13 protein-coding genes and 1 pseudogene are annotated in these 15,025 nt (G+C 63.9%); 10 read left to right on the top strand and 4 right to left on the bottom strand.

Annotation, left to right across the window (positions count from 1 at the left end):
- The first annotated feature begins 80 nt into the window (after nucleotides 1–80).
- The gene (locus FH041_RS05010) at nucleotides 81–1,505 is read left to right on the top strand and encodes a PLP-dependent aminotransferase family protein (RefSeq protein WP_140174228.1); all 1,425 of its coding nucleotides are present in this window, start codon (nucleotides 81–83) and stop codon (nucleotides 1,503–1,505) included.
- A 182-nt stretch (nucleotides 1,506–1,687) separates the two neighbouring features.
- Here the strand turns inward: FH041_RS05010 and FH041_RS05005 are convergent, their stop codons facing one another.
- On the bottom strand, nucleotides 1,688–2,665 hold the full coding sequence (locus FH041_RS05005) for a polyprenyl synthetase family protein (protein WP_050437964.1): 978 nt from the start codon (nucleotides 2,663–2,665) through the stop codon (nucleotides 1,688–1,690).
- A 186-nt stretch (nucleotides 2,666–2,851) separates the two neighbouring features.
- Here FH041_RS05005 and fni point away from each other — a divergent pair, with 186 nt between their 5' ends.
- From fni to FH041_RS04980, 5 genes and pseudogenes are all read left to right on the top strand, one after another.
- Nucleotides 2,852–3,898, top strand: a complete 1,047-nt coding sequence (gene fni / locus FH041_RS05000) for a type 2 isopentenyl-diphosphate Delta-isomerase (RefSeq protein ID WP_110607221.1) — start codon at nucleotides 2,852–2,854, stop codon at nucleotides 3,896–3,898.
- Nucleotides 3,895–5,172 carry a glycosyltransferase gene (locus FH041_RS04995; RefSeq protein ID WP_140174227.1) on the top strand — a complete coding sequence of 426 codons (1,278 nt, stop codon included), beginning with the start codon at nucleotides 3,895–3,897 and terminating at the stop codon, nucleotides 5,170–5,172. Before fni ends, FH041_RS04995 begins: the two co-directional genes overlap by 4 nt.
- Complete coding sequence (crtY, locus tag FH041_RS04990; protein WP_027914804.1) at nucleotides 5,157–6,323, top strand: lycopene beta-cyclase CrtY; 1,167 nt, start codon at nucleotides 5,157–5,159, stop codon at nucleotides 6,321–6,323. Before FH041_RS04995 ends, crtY begins: the two co-directional genes overlap by 16 nt.
- Nucleotides 6,320–7,810, top strand: coding sequence for a phytoene desaturase (locus FH041_RS04985; protein WP_140174226.1), 1,491 nt, complete (start codon nucleotides 6,320–6,322; stop codon nucleotides 7,808–7,810). The genes crtY and FH041_RS04985 overlap by 4 nt, the downstream gene beginning before the upstream one ends.
- Nucleotides 7,807–8,739, top strand: a pseudogene (locus FH041_RS04980) (phytoene/squalene synthase family protein); the annotation flags it as partial. The gene FH041_RS04985 and the pseudogene FH041_RS04980, both read left to right, overlap by 4 nt.
- On the opposite strand, the gene FH041_RS04975 reads toward FH041_RS04980, so the two are convergent.
- Nucleotides 8,663–9,214 carry a sterol desaturase family protein gene (locus tag FH041_RS04975; protein WP_080992844.1) on the bottom strand — a complete coding sequence of 184 codons (552 nt, stop codon included), beginning with the start codon at nucleotides 9,212–9,214 and terminating at the stop codon, nucleotides 8,663–8,665. The pseudogene FH041_RS04980 and the gene FH041_RS04975 overlap by 77 nt on opposite strands.
- A 237-nt stretch (nucleotides 9,215–9,451) precedes the next feature.
- On the opposite strand from FH041_RS04975, the gene FH041_RS04970 reads away from it, so the two are divergent.
- On the top strand, nucleotides 9,452–10,387 hold the full coding sequence (locus FH041_RS04970; RefSeq protein ID WP_027914800.1) for a LysR family transcriptional regulator: 936 nt from the start codon (nucleotides 9,452–9,454) through the stop codon (nucleotides 10,385–10,387).
- Here FH041_RS04970 and FH041_RS04965 read toward each other — a convergent pair.
- A complete protein-coding gene (locus FH041_RS04965) occupies nucleotides 10,357–11,568 on the bottom strand; it encodes an MFS transporter (RefSeq protein ID WP_059183944.1) in 1,212 nt (403 codons plus the stop codon). The genes FH041_RS04970 and FH041_RS04965 overlap by 31 nt on opposite strands.
- Nucleotides 11,569–11,760: 192 nt before the next feature.
- On the opposite strand from FH041_RS04965, the gene FH041_RS04960 reads away from it, so the two are divergent.
- The gene (locus tag FH041_RS04960; RefSeq protein ID WP_140174225.1) at nucleotides 11,761–13,131 is read left to right on the top strand and encodes an 8-oxoguanine deaminase; all 1,371 of its coding nucleotides are present in this window, start codon (nucleotides 11,761–11,763) and stop codon (nucleotides 13,129–13,131) included.
- A gap of 123 nt (nucleotides 13,132–13,254) precedes the next feature.
- Here the strand turns inward: FH041_RS04960 and FH041_RS04955 are convergent, their stop codons facing one another.
- A complete protein-coding gene (locus FH041_RS04955; protein ID WP_049695852.1) occupies nucleotides 13,255–13,746 on the bottom strand; it encodes a GNAT family N-acetyltransferase in 492 nt (163 codons plus the stop codon).
- Nucleotides 13,747–13,865: 119 nt separating this feature from the next.
- Here FH041_RS04955 and FH041_RS04950 point away from each other — a divergent pair, with 119 nt between their 5' ends.
- Together FH041_RS04950 and FH041_RS04945 are read left to right on the top strand one after the other, a co-directional pair.
- Nucleotides 13,866–14,486: a biliverdin-producing heme oxygenase gene (locus FH041_RS04950; protein ID WP_028686392.1), complete on the top strand. Its 621-nt coding sequence runs from the start codon at nucleotides 13,866–13,868 to the stop codon at nucleotides 14,484–14,486.
- Nucleotides 14,487–14,634: 148 nt separating this feature from the next.
- On the top strand, nucleotides 14,635–15,021 hold the full coding sequence (locus tag FH041_RS04945) for a VOC family protein (RefSeq protein WP_027914795.1): 387 nt from the start codon (nucleotides 14,635–14,637) through the stop codon (nucleotides 15,019–15,021).
- Nucleotides 15,022–15,025 lie beyond the last annotated feature (4 nt).

Raw genomic sequence — 15,025 nt, 5'->3', positions numbered from 1 at the left:
TGAAACTCGCACTGCACTGTACAGGTCGCCAACCCTATACACCGGGCCAGCACCTGGCGTTACACACCTGAAGGTCCCCCATGCTGCAATTGAATCCAGACGCTTCCACACCGTTGGTCAACCAGATCATCGACGGCCTGCGCACCCTGATCGACACCCAAACGCTCAAGCCTGGCGCCAAGGTGCCGTCGATCCGCGCCTTCGCCGCCACCTACTCGGTCAGCACGTTCACCGTGGTGGAAGCCTACGATCGCCTGGTCGCCCAAGGGCTGCTGGTGAGCCGCGGCAACGCTGGCTTTTTCGTCAATCGGGCTGCCGCTGAGCTGTTGGACACGCACACGGCAGACCCTGACGCAAGCCGACCAACGTTCAACACCGAGTGGTACCTGCAGCAGATCTTCGAAACCCGGCAGTTGCCGTTCAAGCCAGGCTGCGGTTGGCTGCCCAACGACTGGATGTACGAAGACGGCTTGCGCCGAGGGCTGCGGCAGGTGGCTGGCAGCCCGCTGGAACTGTCCGGTTACGGCGATCCCATGGGGTTGCCAGAGCTGCGCGCGTTGACGGCGCAGAACCTGCAGCAGGATCTGTCGATCGTCGCCAATCCCGCTCAGCTGATGTTGACCCACGGCGCCAGCCAGGCCCTGGACCTGGCCGTGCGTACGCTGGTCCGCCCCGGTGACGTGGTGCTGGTGGACGACCCTGGCTACCCCAACCTGATGAGCATCCTGCGTACCCAAGGCGCAACGCTGCTGGGGGTGGCGCGCACGCCCAATGGCTACGACCTCAATCAGCTCGAGCAGTTGCTGGCGCAACACCGGCCCACGGCCTTCTTCACCCAGCCTCACCTGCACAGCCCAACGTGCTCGCGCACACCGCTGCCGCAGTTGCATCGCCTGCTGCAACTGGCCAGCCAGCATGGCTTGCGGCTGGTCGAAAACAACCTGTACGCCGACATGATCGCCGAACCGCAACCCTGCCTCGCCAGCCTTGACCACTTGCAGCAGGTGGTCTACGTGGGCAGTTACTCGAAAAGCATCTCACCCAATGTGCGGGTGGGCTACCTGCTGGCCAATCCGGAACTGGCGCAACAATTGGTACACCTGAAAATGCGCTCGGGCCTGACCACCTCGCAGGTCATGGAGCGGGTCGTCTACGCCGCCATCATCGACGGTCGCTGGCGCAAGCACCTCAAGCGCCTGCGTCAACGCCTGGCCGAGGCGCATCAACGGGTGGGTGCGCATCTGCACCGACTAGGCTTCGAGCTGTTCACGGAATCGAACGAGGGGATGTACATCTGGACCCGCCATCCCTCGATCCCCGACAGCGCGCTGTTGCTCGATGACGCGCTCGAAAAAGGCATCATGCTCGGCCCTGGTCAGCTGTTCATGGTGGACGCCAGGGCAACGGGCTGGATGCGTTTCAACGTGGCGTTCAGCCTTGACCCGGTCATGTGGGAACTGCTGGAAAAGGTATTTGCCAGGCATGCCAGGCGATTGGATCAGTGAGTTTGGAATTGCTGGGGCGCCCTAGGTTCGCCTCTGCAGGATCCGCGGCCCCGTGGAGGAGCGACCGCGCCGGGCCTCCGGCGAGCTGAAAAACTTGGGGCCGCTGCGCGGCCCATCGCGGCCGGTCCTACACGAGACCGCGTAGACCCTCGGATTCGCGCTGTGGCACGTCGTCCTGCGTCTTACACGTGATGCACGACTGCCCCACCCACCGCAAGCCCGCTCAGGCCTTGACGCCATACGGTGCTGCCGCCAGCCGGCACACCCTTCGAAGCGAACACCTTGCGCAAGACCCCGCCAATCGGTGAGGCCTGAAGGCCCAGGCTGGTCAGGCACTGTTCGACGCTCTGCAAATGGGCTTCCAACCGCTGGCGCACCTGCATCTCGCCACACATGGCCAGCAGGGTCGACTTGCCTTGGTCCAACCCCATGCTCTTGCCGCTCTCAGGGTCACGGTCATGCAAATCATCGTGCAATTGAAACGCTTGCCCCAATTCCCCCGCCAACTGCTGCAAGGTGCCCTGCTGGGTTTCGCCAGCCCCCGCCAACCGGCCGGCCATACCCAGCAAGGCCGAGAACAAGGCCCCGGTCTTGAGTTGATTGGTCTGGGCAATTTCAGCCGCCGTGCGCGGCCGTGCACCGTCGCGCAGATCCTGCAACTGCCCCTTGACCAGCCCATCGGCACCGATTGCCGAGGTGAGGGTCACGACCAGGTCGCTGCGCACATCCGGCCCGACCGTCTGCAACCCCGCCACAACCCCGAACGCACGGGAGAGCAGGGCAATGGCCGTCAACACTGCCACATCTTCCCCAAACGCCAGGTGCAAGGTAGGGCGACCGCGGCGCAAGGCGGCGTTGTCCATACAGGGGAGGTCGTCCAGTACAAGGGAGGCTGCATGCACCATCTCCACGGCGCAGCCGAGGTCGAGCGCGGCGTGTGGGCATGCGCCCAGGCCTTGTGCCGTGAACAGTAACAGCAGGGGCCGCAAGCGCTTGCCTGGCGCCAGGGTGCAGTCGCGCATGGCCGCAACCACTAGGTCACGCTCGTGACCTGCCGATGGCAGCAATGCCGCCAGCCGGGCTTCTACGGCCGCATGTGCGACGGCCAGTGGCTGATCGTGATCAGCGCCAGCGCTGTGCGGGGGGGCGATGGTCGTCATCCTTGCCTCTCGATGTGGGCGGCCCATTGACCGTAGATGAAAAAGGAACGACTGATAGGCGCCGTTGCCTGATGCTTTGCTTTTTATGAGCTTAGCTATACAAAACGGGTAGTGTTGTACAACTTGTCTGTCCTAAGCACACAGACCGCACGTACCTCAGGATGATTCCCTGGCAGTGGAGCCGGCATGAACAAAAGCCCGTTGAGTCAACGCAAGGATGATCACCTCGATATCGTTCTGGCCGCCGGCACCACCTCGCATGGGGTCGATGCTGGCTGGTCGGCGCTGCGTTTCGAACATTGTGCACTGCCTGAGATGGCCCTGGAAGACGTCAACCTGGGTACCGAGCTGTTCGGCATGGCACTGCGCGCACCGCTGCTGATCAGTTCGATGACCGGCGGTGCTGAGCGGGCACGGTTTATCAACCAGCACCTGGCCGAAGCTGCGCAGGCTTTGGGCCTGGCCATGGGCGTGGGTTCGCAGCGAGTTAGCTTGCGCAGCGGCCAGGACCAGGGGCTGACCACGGAGCTGAGAAGGCTCGCACCCGACGTCCCGCTCCTGGCAAACCTGGGCGCCGCCCAGTTACGCGAGGCTGATGGTGTAGACCTTGCCCGCCGTGCGGTCGATACACTCGATGCCAGCGCCCTGATCATTCATCTCAACCCCTTGCAGGAGGCCGTTCAGCCCGAGGGCGACCGCAACTGGAACGGGGTGCTCGCCTGCATCGAGCACGTCGCCGGGCAGCTTCACGCGCCCATCATCGTCAAGGAAGTAGGCGCCGGTATCTCCCCAGGCGTGGCCCGGCAATTGTACGACGCTGGCGTGTCCATGATCGATGTGGCCGGCGCCGGCGGCACGAGCTGGGCCGCTGTCGAGGCGGAGCGCGCCAATGACCCTGCCGAGCGTGCGGTGGCAATGGCCTTCAGCGGCTGGGGCATTCCGACCGCCCAGAGCCTGCTTGCCGTGCGCCGCGCCGTGCCCACGGTTGGTCTGATCGCCTCGGGTGGGGTGCGCGATGGGGTGGACGCGGCCAAGGCCATCCGCCTGGGGGCGGACTTGGTGGGCCAGGCTGCCGGCGTGCTGACGTCTGCGATGGCGTCTACCGAAGCGGTGATCTCACATTTCGACGTGATCATCCGGCAACTGCGTATCGCCTGCTTCTGTACCGGCTCCGCCACGCTGGCGCACTTGCGCCGGGCCCGACTGGTCAATGCCCAGCTCGACCTCAAATGAGCCACTTCGCCCTGGTCGCCCCACCCTACCCCAGCCATTTTGCAGCCATGCAGGCGCTGGGCGGCGAGTTGGTCGAACGCGGCCATCAGGTCAGTTTCTTTCACCAGCCCGAAGCCGAACGCTGGCTGAGTGACTCGCGGCTGGGCTTCGTCGCCATTGGCCATGCCGAGTGCCCGCCGGGCAGCCTTGACCTCGCCATGCGTCGCGTGGCCGACCCCGCCGGGCCGCTGCGTCTGCGTCGCTTGATCAAGCAGTTGGCGCACACCACCGGCATGCTGATCAGCAACCTGCCGCAGGCCCTTAGGGACCATCGGGTCGACGCGATGATCTGCGACCAGATGGAACCCGCAGGCGGCTTGGTGGCCGAGGCTTGCAACCTGCCGTTCTTTTCGGTGGCCTGCGCGTTGCCGATCAATCGCGAACCGGGCTTGCCATTGCCCGTGATGCCCTTCGGGTTCGGCTTGGATGCGCGCCTCTACGAAGGCAGTGCTCAAGTCCATGACTGGCTCATGCGCCCGCTGCACGACACCTTAGTGCAGGCGTGTCATCGCCACGGGCTGCCACCGCGCAGCGGTGCCCATGAGTTTCTCTCGCCGCTGGCCCAGTTGAGCCAGACACCTCTGCATCTGGATTTCCCAAGAGCGGATCTACCCAAGCACTTTCACGCCGTCGGCCCTTTACGCAGCACGCCCTCCCAGGCGAGCCCCAACTGGTCTTTCGAATCCGGCAAGCCTTTGGTATTCGCAAGCCTGGGAACGCTGCAGGGCCACCGGTTCGATCTGTTTGCACGGATTGCCAAGGCTTGCCGGGGCCTGGATGCCCAGTTGCTGGTGGCTCACTGCGGCGGGTTGGACGCGCATCAGCAGGCACGGCTACGCCAGATCGGTGCCACCGTCGTGACCGACTTCGCCCCCCAGCACTGGGCTGTGCGACGAGCCAATGTGGTGATCAGCCATGGCGGCTTGAACACGGTGCTCGATACCGTGTGCGCCGGCACACCGCTGCTGGTCATGCCCATTGCATTCGATCAGCCCGGCGTGGCCGCACGGGTGCGCCATCACCGCTTGGGCCGGGTGCTCTCCAAACGTGCCAGCGCATCGGCCATTGGCCAAGCGTTGCGTCAGCTGCTTGATGAGGCTGCACCACGTGATGCGGCGCTTGAAGCCGAGCTTGCCACCTGCGGTGGCGTACAGCGCGCTGCCAGCCTCATCGAAGCCGCTCTGCGCAGTGGCCAGCCCAGCATTTCGGAGAATGTACCGTGCCCTATGACCTGATCCTGGTAGGTGGGGGGTTGGCCAACGGCCTGATCGCCTGGCGACTGCAGCAGCTGCGCCCGCAATGGCGCGTGTTGTGCCTGGAGCAAGGGCCGGTCCTGGGCGGCAACCATACGTGGTCCTTCCACGACGCCGACCTTACTGCCGAGCAACTGCGCTGGCTCGCCCCGCTGGTGGAACAGCGCTGGCCTGCGTACCACGTGCACTTCCCGGCTTTTTCCAGGCGCATGGAAGGCGGCTATGCGAGCATTACCAGCGAGCGTTTCGCGCAGGTGATCACCCCAGCCCTCGGCCCGAGCTTGCGCACCGACTGCGCGGTCGCCGAAGTGGGTGCCAGCCATGTCACGCTCGCCAGTGGCGAAACCTTGCACGCCGCGGTGGTGATCGATGGCCGGGGCATGCAGCACAGCCCTCACCGGGTCCTCGGCCAGCAGGCGTTCCTCGGGCAGGTCGTACGTCTGACGGCCCCCCATGGCTTGGTCGCACCGATTCTGATGGACGCACGGGTACCTCAAGGCGAGGGCTATCGCTTTGTCTATGTCCTGCCGTTCACGGCTGACACCTTGCTGGTGGAGGACACCCATTACGTCGACAGCCAGGCGCCCGCCGCGCAGCAGCTGCGCCAGCACATCGAGTGCTACCTGCAGCAGCGCGGCTGGCACGTCGCCGAATGCCTGCGTGAAGAACAGGGCGTATTGCCGATTACCCTGGTCGACGACTTTCCTGCCTGGTGGAACGAACAGCACGGGCCGCTCGCCGTTGGCCTGCGGGCCGGATTGTTTCACTGCACCACGGGTTATTCCCTGCCCGATGCCGTGCGCCTGGCCGACTGGTTGTCAACGCAAGCGCTGGAGGACACGGCGTCGCTCAAGCCCGCGTTGGGCGCCTACCTGCATCGACGCTGGCGTGAGCAAGGGTTCTATCGCCTGCTCAACCGAATGCTGTTTCTGGCCGGCCGGCCGAACCGTCGCTGGCAGGTGATGCAGCGCTTTTATCGATTGCCTGAGGGGCTGATCGCCCGTTTCTACGCAGGCCAGAGTACGCTGCGTGATCGCCTGCGGATCCTGTGCGGCAAACCGCCTGTGCCCGTCGGCGAGGCCATGAAGGCTGCCTTGCGACACTCCCCTGCCCATTTCAAGGATTATCCATGAGCAACGAACGATCCGCCCTGGTCATCGGCGCAGGCCTTGGCGGCCTGGCCCTAGCCATCCGCCTGCAGGCCGCGGGTATCCCCACGACCTTGCTCGAGGCGCGCGACAAACCAGGTGGCCGCGCTTACGTCTATCACGACCAAGGCTTTACCTTCGACGCAGGCCCCACGGTGATCACCGACCCGAGCGCCATCGAAGCCCTGTTCACCCTCGCCGGCCGGCCCATGCATGAGTATGTGGAATTGCTGCCGGTAACGCCTTTCTACCGCCTGTGCTGGGAGGATGGCCGGGCATTCGACTATGGCAATGACCAAGCCGACCTGGAGCGCCAGATCGAGGCCCTCGAGCCCAAGGACGTGGAAGGCTATCGACAGTTCCTGGCCTATTCCAAGGCCGTGTTGCAGGAAGGCTATATCAAGCTTGGCGCAGTGCCCTTCCTGTCTTTTCGCGACATGCTGCATGCCGGCCCGCAGTTGGCTCGCCTGCAAGCCTGGCGCAGCGTCTACAGCATGGTGGCGCGGTTCATCAAAGATGACCAACTGCGCCAGGCGTTCTCGTTCCACGCCTTGCTGGTCGGGGGTAATCCCTTCGCCACGTCCTCGATCTACACGCTGATCCATGCGCTGGAGCGCACCTGGGGTGTCTGGTTCCCCAAAGGCGGCACGGGCGCGCTGGTGCAGGGCATGGCCAAGTTGTTCACCGACCTGGGCGGCACCCTGGAGCTCAATGCCGAGGTGGCCGCGTTCGAAACCCAAGGCAGCCGCGTGACCGGCGTGCGCACCCAGGACGGGCGGCGCTGGCGGGCAGACGCAGTCGCCTCGAATGCCGATGTGGTGCACACCTACTCCGACCTGCTGGCCGAACACCCTCGCGGTGAACAGGAAGGCAAGCGGCTCAAGGGCAAGCGCTTTAGCAACTCGCTGTTCGTGGTGCACTTCGGGCTCAAGCGCACGCAGCCGCAACTGCGTCATCACACGGTGTGCTTTGGCCCGCGCTACCGGGAGCTGATTGACGAAATCTTCAACGGTCACGAGCTTGCCGAAGACTTTTCACTCTACCTGCATACCCCCTGCGCCACCGACCCTAGCCTGGCCCCGGAAGGATGCTCGAGCCACTACGTATTGGCGCCCGTACCGCACATGGGCAACGCGGCCATCGACTGGGAGGTGGAAGGGCCACGGTTCCGGGACAAGATTCTCGACTACCTGGAACGTCACTACATTCCAGGCCTGCGCGAGGACTTGGTCACCTGCCGCACCTTCACGCCGCTGGACTTCCGCGAAGAACTTAATGCCCACCTGGGGTCGGCGTTCTCTCTGGAACCCATCCTGACCCAGAGCGCCTGGTTCCGCCCGCACAACCGTGACAGCGAAGTGAGCAATCTGTACCTGGTGGGGGCAGGCACGCACCCAGGGGCCGGTGTGCCAGGCGTGATCGCCTCGGCCAAGGCCACCGCAGGCCTAATGCTCGAGGACCTGGGCGCATGACCGCACCGAACCACGACCAGTTGCTTGCCCATGCCGAACACAGCATTGCCGTAGGTTCGAAAAGCTTTGCCGCAGCAGCCCGGCTGTTCGATGCCCACACCCGGCGCAGCGCTGTGCTGTTGTATGCCTGGTGCCGCCATTGCGATGACGTGATCGATGGTCAGCAAGCCGGGCATGATGCGGTGGTCATCAGCCAGGAAGAAGCGCAGGTGCGCCTGTTGGATCTGCAGCGTCAGACGGAGGCCGCCTGCGCGGACTTGCCCGTGAACCAGCCGGCCTTCGCCGCACTGCGCGAAGTGGCCAGGCGCCACGGCATTCCCCGCGCCGAAGCCTTCGACTTGCTCGAAGGCTTCGCCCAGGACGTGTCCGCCTGCCGCTACCAGACCCTGGATGAGGTCATGGTCTACTGCTATCACGTAGCAGGTGTGGTGGGCCTGATGATGGCCAGGGTCATGGGTGTTCAAGATGCCCGCGTGCTGGACCGGGCCTGCGACCTGGGCCTGGCCATGCAGCTGACTAACATCGCCCGGGACATCGTCGATGATGCCAAGGTCGGGCGCTGCTACTTGCCTCAGGCTTGGCTGTCGGAATTCGACCTCAGTGCAGACGACCTGGCCGATGTGCGTCATCGCGCAGCCGTCGCTACCTTGGCCAGGCGCCTGGTCGCCCACGCCGAACCCTACTACGCCAGCGCCCAGGCCGGGCTGCAGGCCTTGCCGCTTCGCTCGGCGTGGGCAGTGGCCACGGCAGGCCAGGTTTACCGGCGCATCGGCCTGAAGGTCGACAGCGCCGGGGTCGACGCCTGGGACGGCCGGCTGTCTACGTCAAAACTCGAAAAGGTCGGTGCCTTGGTCACGGGGTTTTGGCAGGCGCTGAGCTGTCGGCTGCATCGCCACCCTCAGCGCCCAGCTCGCCTGTGGCAGCGCCCTTCGCCCGCAGCGGCCCCCCATGCAGCGCCCGAAGTTGCCGACGCAGCCGTTCGATAGTGGGTACGTACAGAAAACCGAACGACACACAGCCTTCGCGCCCCTGCACGGCATGATGAAGCCGATGTGCCTGGTACAGGCGCTTGAAGTAACCTTTGCGCGGGACCACTTTGAAAGGCCAGCGCCGGTGGACCAGGCCGTCGTGGGCAACGAAATACAGGACACCGTAGGCCGTCATGCCTGCGCCTACCCATTGCAACGGGTACCAGCCGGCATTGCCCAGGGCGATGAGAATGATCGCCAGCACGGCGAACACCGCGGCGTAGAGATCGTTCTTCTCGAAGATCCCGGTGCGTGGCTCATGGTGCGAGCGGTGCCAGCCCCAGCCGAAGCCGTGCATGATGTACTTGTGAGCAAACCAGGCCACGCCTTCCATGGCGGCCAGGGTGCCGAAAAAGGTGAGTAACGTCAGGGTCATGCGCAGGCTATCCAGGCAAGAGGGAACATGGGGGCAGTCCTTTGGTGCGTCGGGGCCCGGTGGGTACAGCATGATCTACCCAAGGCGCTGGCGCAAAGCCTATGAGTGTGCAAGATGGGCTGGTGTTCCGTTGGCAACGCGCTATCCAGCCCTGCCCGATGCTTTAACCCTGAAACGCCATCTCAGGATCCCTTATGCTGCCGGGGTCTGCACCACGAACCCATGTAAAGGCCGGCCATGCACTCCTCAGAACGACTCAAAGGGATCGACGTCTTCGTCGCGGTCGCCGACCTTGGCAGCTTCACGGCAGCGGCCGGGCGACTGAGCCTTACCAGCTCGGCGGTCAGCAAAAGTATTGCGCGCCTTGAGGCGCGCATGGGCGTTCGCCTGTTCGAGCGCACCACACGCCGGTTGTCGCTGAGCGAGGCCGGCGTGGTTTTCTACCGCACCTGCACGTCGGTGCTGGCCGATCTGGAAGAAGTCGAACACACCCTCGCCACGACGGGTAATGAACCTCACGGACGGGTACGCATTGACCTGCCCGCCTCCTACGGTCGCCTGCACGTGCTGCCGCTGATCCTAGCGTTCACCCGGCAGCATCCGCTGCTACAGCCGCACGTATCGTTTTCCGACCGTTTCGTCGATCCGGTGCAGGAAGGCATCGACATCGTGGTACGCATCGGCGGCCCCGATACATGGCCCGCCGCCCTGGGCCATCAGTACTTTGGCGCCCAGCGCCTGATGTTCTGTGCAGCCCCCGACTACCTCGACACCTACGGTACGCCGCAAAGCGAGGAGGACCTGGAGCACCACCACTGCGTGGGCTATGGGCACACCGACGGCTTGGTCAGCCCGTGGTTCTTCAAAGGGCGCCAGCCTGGCGAGATGGAGCGTCGCACGGTACAGCCGCGCATCGCCGTAGGTGATGGCGAAGGCGAGGTCGCGGCGGTGCTGGCCGGCCACGGTATAGGGCAGCTACCCACCTGGTTGACCCAGCAGCACCTCGATCAAGGACGGATGATCGAGGTGCTGCCGGAGCTGGCGACCGATGGCCTGCCGATGAACCTGGTCTGGCTCAAGCGTCGCGAGCACCTACCCAAGGTGCGTGCCTTGCTCGATTACCTGTTGCCCAGGCTCGCGCCTCACGGCACGCGTGCCGCCGAACCCGTCTGAGGTGCCAGCCTGGCTACCACGGGCACTGCCAGCAGCGCCAGCACCGCGACTGCGGCGGCCACATAACCGAGGTAGGCAATCCCCAGACCGTCGATGGTCATGCCACCGAGCACCGCACCCAGGCCGATGCCGGCGTTGGCAGCCGACACGTTGGCAGTACCAGCCAGTGCCTTGGCGTGGCTCACCGACGCCATGACGCGCACCTGGCAAACCGGGTAGAGCGCCGTGTTGGCGACACCCCACAAGGCCAGCGCCAGGCAGAAAACCAGGCCTGCATGGGCCAAGGGCACCAGCGCGGCCATGCCGATCGCCAGCAGCACCAGAAAGCCCGCGGTAGCCTTGAGAACGGAGTGGTCGACGGCACGCCCCCCGATCCAGTTACCCAGCAGGCCAACGGCACCGAAGCCCATCAGCCACCAACCGGTGTGAGCCGGGGCCACACCCGCCACACGCTCGAGCAGGTCGGCCAAGTAGGTGTAGCCGGTGAACATCGCGGTGAACACCAGAATCGACAGCAGCACGTTCGCCACGAAGAAGCGTTCGGTGAAGATCCGCGCCTGGCGGGCAAAATCCACCTTGGCGGTACGGGCCACGTGGGGCATCCAGACGCTCATCGCCACGGCCATCACCAGCGAAAGCACCGCCAGCGCCCAGAACGCGCCACGCCAGCCCAACGCGTCAGCGGCCAACGTGCCCAGCGGGATGCCCAACAGCATGGCGGCAGAGATGCCGAGGTAAACCTTCGACACCGCGCGCCCTGCATGCTCGGGCCCCGCGAGGTGTCCTGCTGTCTCGCTGGCGGTCCCCCAGAACACCGGTAATGCCAATGCCGGTATGACACGTGCAACGGCCAGTACCCAGAAATTGTCGGCCACGGCCGCCAGGGCATTGGCCGCGGCAAAGACCAGCAGGATGGTGATGAACAGCCGTTTACGGTCCAGGTGCGCCAGCATGGCCGTGAGGAACGGCCCTGCCAACATGACCGTGAAGGCGAACAGCGTTACCAGTTGTCCCGCCATGGAGATGGACACCCCCAGGTCGCGACTCAGGGCAGGCAACAGGCCCACAATGAGAAACTCGGTGGTGACGATCAGGAAAGCGGAAAACGCAAGGATGGCAATACTGATGGCTGCCCGTGGAGCTTCGTCGACGGGTGAAGCGGTGGAAGATGCGGCAGGCATGGAAAAACTCTCAAGACGTTGGCCGCCAGTCTATTCGATCGCGCAGGTCTTATTTTTGGCCGATTTTCACATATGGGATGACGCAAATTCACCAATCATCTCAATGTATACAACTTCCCCGTTTCCTGATTACATAGCCGCGTCGCCTACGACGCTGGCCATCGCCGGCGCGTATTGCAACAGGCATCAACCATGTCACCTGCACGCACTTCAAGAACGCTACTGATCAAAAATGCCCAACTGCTCGTCACCATGGATGGCGAGCGTCGCGAAATCCGCGGCGGTGGGCTGTACATCGAAGACAACCTGATCAAGCAGGTTGGCCCCAGCGAAACCCTTCCCCAGCAGGCGGACGAGGTGCTGGACATGTCCGGCAAGGTGGTCATCCCTGGGCTGGTCAACACGCACCACCACATGTACCAGAGCCTGACCCGGGTAGTGCCAGCCGCCCAGGACGGCGAACTGTTCAACTGGCTCGCCCAGCTGTACCCGATCTGGGCACGGCTCACGCCCGAGATGATTTCAGTCTCGACCCAGACGGCCATGGCTGAGCTGATCCTTTCCGGTTGCACCACCTCGAGCGATCACCTGTACATCTACCCCAACGGATGCAAGCTCGACGACAGCATCCATGCGGCTGCCGAAATTGGCATGCGTTTTCATGCTGCTCGCGGCAGCATGAGCGTGGGTCAGAGCCAGGGCGGGCTGCCGCCGGACTCGGTGGTGGAAAAGGAAGCGGATATCCTCAAGGAGTCCCAGCGCCTGATCGAGGACTACCACGATGCCAGCCATGGCTCGATGCGCCGGATCGTGGTCGCGCCCTGCTCGCCCTTCTCGGTCAGCCGCGACCTGATGCGCGAAGCGGCTGTTCTGGCTCGCCAACATGGTGTATCGCTGCACACGCACCTGGCCGAAAACGTCAATGACATTGCCTACAGCCAGGAAAAATTCGGCATGACCCCTGCCGAGTACGCCGAGGACCTGGGGTGGGTCGGGCCCGACGTGTGGCACGCTCACTGCGTGCAACTGGACCAGCATGGCATCGAACTGTTCGCCCGCACCGGTACCGGGGTCGCCCATTGCCCATGCTCGAACATGCGTCTGGCTTCCGGTATCGCTCCGGTACGCGCCATGCGCGATCATGGCGTTCCGGTCGGGCTCGGGGTGGACGGATCGGCGTCCAACGACGGTGCCAGCATGATCGGCGAGGTTCGCCAGGCCCTGCTGCTGCAACGCGTAGGGTTTGGCCCGGACGCGATGACGGCCCGTGAAGCACTGGAACTCGCTACCTTGGGCGGTGCCAAGGTGCTCAACCGCGATGACATCGGCGCATTGGCACCGGGCATGGTCGCCGATTTCGTCGCCTTCGACCTGGGCCATGTAGCCTACGCCGGCGGCCATCATGACCCGCTTGCAGCGCTGGTGTTCTGCACCCCGACCCAGGTGCATACCAGCGTCATCAACGGCAAGGTGGTGGTCAGGGAAGGTCAGTTGGTGACTGTCGACCTGCCACGGGTACTCGAGCGCCACAACCGCCTGGCCTATCAGTTGGTCGCGGGCTGATAAAGGCGGTGCCTTAAGGTGCTGGCTGCCAAGTGCCTGCGGGGCTGCATAGCAGCCCATCGCCGGCAAGCCAGCCCCCGTCTGACGGCAAGCTCACCCTGTAGGCACCGCACGGCAACAGGCTTACAGCACCATCACCATCTCGTGCCACGCCATGCCGCCGTGGTCGGAAGGTGACGGCTGGACGTACTTGTAGCCCAGCTTGCGGTACAGTGGCACGTGCTGTTCCTTGCACATCAAGTGGATGGTCTGCTTCGCGCAGGCTTTCATCCGCAGAATGAACGCTTCCATCAACCGCTTTGCATGACCTTGGCCCTGGTAAGCCGGGTCGACCACCACCGACATGATCACCACGTTGGGGGCATCGGGGTCATGCCCGACCAGCTCCTTGAACGCTTCGTCCGACATCACGACCTGATGGGCGCAACCACTGTTGATGAAGCCCACGATGGCCCCGTCGCTTTCAAGCACTAGAAAACCTTGTGGATACTGACTGATGCGCGTCTGGATCTTTTCCAGCGTGGCCGCTTCGTCTCCCTCGTAAGCACCGATCTCGATGGCGTGGCAGCGGCTGGCGTCCTCCAGGGACGGCGTACGGAACTGAAGCGAAGGCATGACCGGCTTTTCCTTTGGGTCTGAACGATACGGCGACCATGATAACCGTGCCTGACGCTTGCTGCGATGCTCACCGCCACGCATCATGGAGGCCTTTCTGCCCGCGACGGACTCACCGAATGATCGCAGTACCCGTGCCACCCCTGGAGACGAGCCGTTGCAAACGCCTCAAAGCGGCCACCCACCGCGAACATGACGGTGTCGATCAGTTGGTCATGGCCGCCCACCCTTTTCAGGACAGGGCGCGCTATGCGCGCTTCCTGCTGGTACAGCATCATTTTCACGGCAGCCTCTTGGGACTTTACGAAGACCCCCACCTCAATACGTGGCTGCCGGGCCTCTCGTCGCTGTCGCGGTTTGCAGCGGTCGAGCAGGACATTCGCGACGTGGGACAACTGCCACCTGCCTTGCCGACGAGCGTGAAGGTAGACCCGGCCCATGCACTGGGCTGGCTGTATTGCAGCGAAGGATCGAACCTGGGCGCCGCTTTCTTGTTCAAGCACACCCAGCGCCTTGGCCTGGACGAGGGCCTGGGTGCGCGGCACCTGGCAGCGCACCCGCAAGGACGGGCGCTGCATTGGAAGGCGTTCGTGAGCGCAATCGACGGCCTTGAACTCGACAAACAACAGGAAGCTGGCGTGATCGCCGGCGCCATCGCAGCCTTTGAAGCCTATCGGACGAAGGTCACCGAGGTATTCGCCGCTGACCTGCAAGCCGCTGCGCACACCTGCGAAGGCTGAACGCTTGTGCTGCATTGGCCAGTCGCCAGCTTGCGGCCCGGATACGCCGATGGCATGAACAAAATAGCGATTTGATGCTGGGCTGGATTGCCAAACGCCATGGGCCGTCTTTACTGGTACTTAACGACCCCGGCATAGGTGTGCGCCCATGAAGATCATGCTCACCCGTATTCTTGTCGACGACCAGGCCAAAGCGCTTGCCTTCTATCATTACGTATTGGGCTTCGAACCCAAACAAGACCTCGCCATGGGCCAGCACCGCTGGCTGACCCTGACCTCGCCCAACGACCCCAACGGCGTGCAATTGCAACTGGAGCCAGAGGTGCATCCCGCGGCGAAAGCGTACAAGGCTGCGCTCAAGGAAGACGGTACCCCCACCGCGATCTTCGCGGTGCGTGACATTCAAGGCGAATATGCCCGGCTATCCGCTGCCGGTGTCAAGTTCCACCAGGCTCCCGCCGAGGTCGATAACGTCTTGACTGCAATCTTCGACGACACCTGCGGCAACCTCATCCAGATTACCCAGTTACACTGACCGC

Origin of the sequence: Pseudomonas sp. SWI7, assembly GCF_006351945.1 — a bacterium.
GTDB classification, from domain to species: domain Bacteria; phylum Pseudomonadota; class Gammaproteobacteria; order Pseudomonadales; family Pseudomonadaceae; genus Aquipseudomonas; species Aquipseudomonas fulva.
This window is presented reverse-complemented; position numbering and strand designations above follow the sequence as displayed.

Excerpts from the sequence above, each read along its gene's own strand:
- FH041_RS05010 (WP_140174228.1), top strand. The coding sequence starts at position 81 with ATGCTGCAATTGAATCCAGACGCTTCCACACCGTTGGTCAACCAGATC.
- FH041_RS05005 (WP_050437964.1), bottom strand. The coding sequence starts at position 2,665 with ATGACGACCATCGCCCCCCCGCACAGCGCTGGCGCTGATCACGATCAG.
- fni (WP_110607221.1), top strand. The coding sequence starts at position 2,852 with ATGAACAAAAGCCCGTTGAGTCAACGCAAGGATGATCACCTCGATATC.
- FH041_RS04995 (WP_140174227.1), top strand. The coding sequence starts at position 3,895 with ATGAGCCACTTCGCCCTGGTCGCCCCACCCTACCCCAGCCATTTTGCA.
- FH041_RS04985 (WP_140174226.1), top strand. The coding sequence starts at position 6,320 with ATGAGCAACGAACGATCCGCCCTGGTCATCGGCGCAGGCCTTGGCGGC.
- FH041_RS04975 (WP_080992844.1), bottom strand. The coding sequence starts at position 9,214 with ATGACCCTGACGTTACTCACCTTTTTCGGCACCCTGGCCGCCATGGAA.
- FH041_RS04970 (WP_027914800.1), top strand. The coding sequence starts at position 9,452 with ATGCACTCCTCAGAACGACTCAAAGGGATCGACGTCTTCGTCGCGGTC.
- FH041_RS04965 (WP_059183944.1), bottom strand. The coding sequence starts at position 11,568 with ATGCCTGCCGCATCTTCCACCGCTTCACCCGTCGACGAAGCTCCACGG.
- FH041_RS04960 (WP_140174225.1), top strand. The coding sequence starts at position 11,761 with ATGTCACCTGCACGCACTTCAAGAACGCTACTGATCAAAAATGCCCAA.
- FH041_RS04955 (WP_049695852.1), bottom strand. The coding sequence starts at position 13,746 with ATGCCTTCGCTTCAGTTCCGTACGCCGTCCCTGGAGGACGCCAGCCGC.
- FH041_RS04950 (WP_028686392.1), top strand. The coding sequence starts at position 13,866 with ATGATCGCAGTACCCGTGCCACCCCTGGAGACGAGCCGTTGCAAACGC.
- FH041_RS04945 (WP_027914795.1), top strand. The coding sequence starts at position 14,635 with ATGAAGATCATGCTCACCCGTATTCTTGTCGACGACCAGGCCAAAGCG.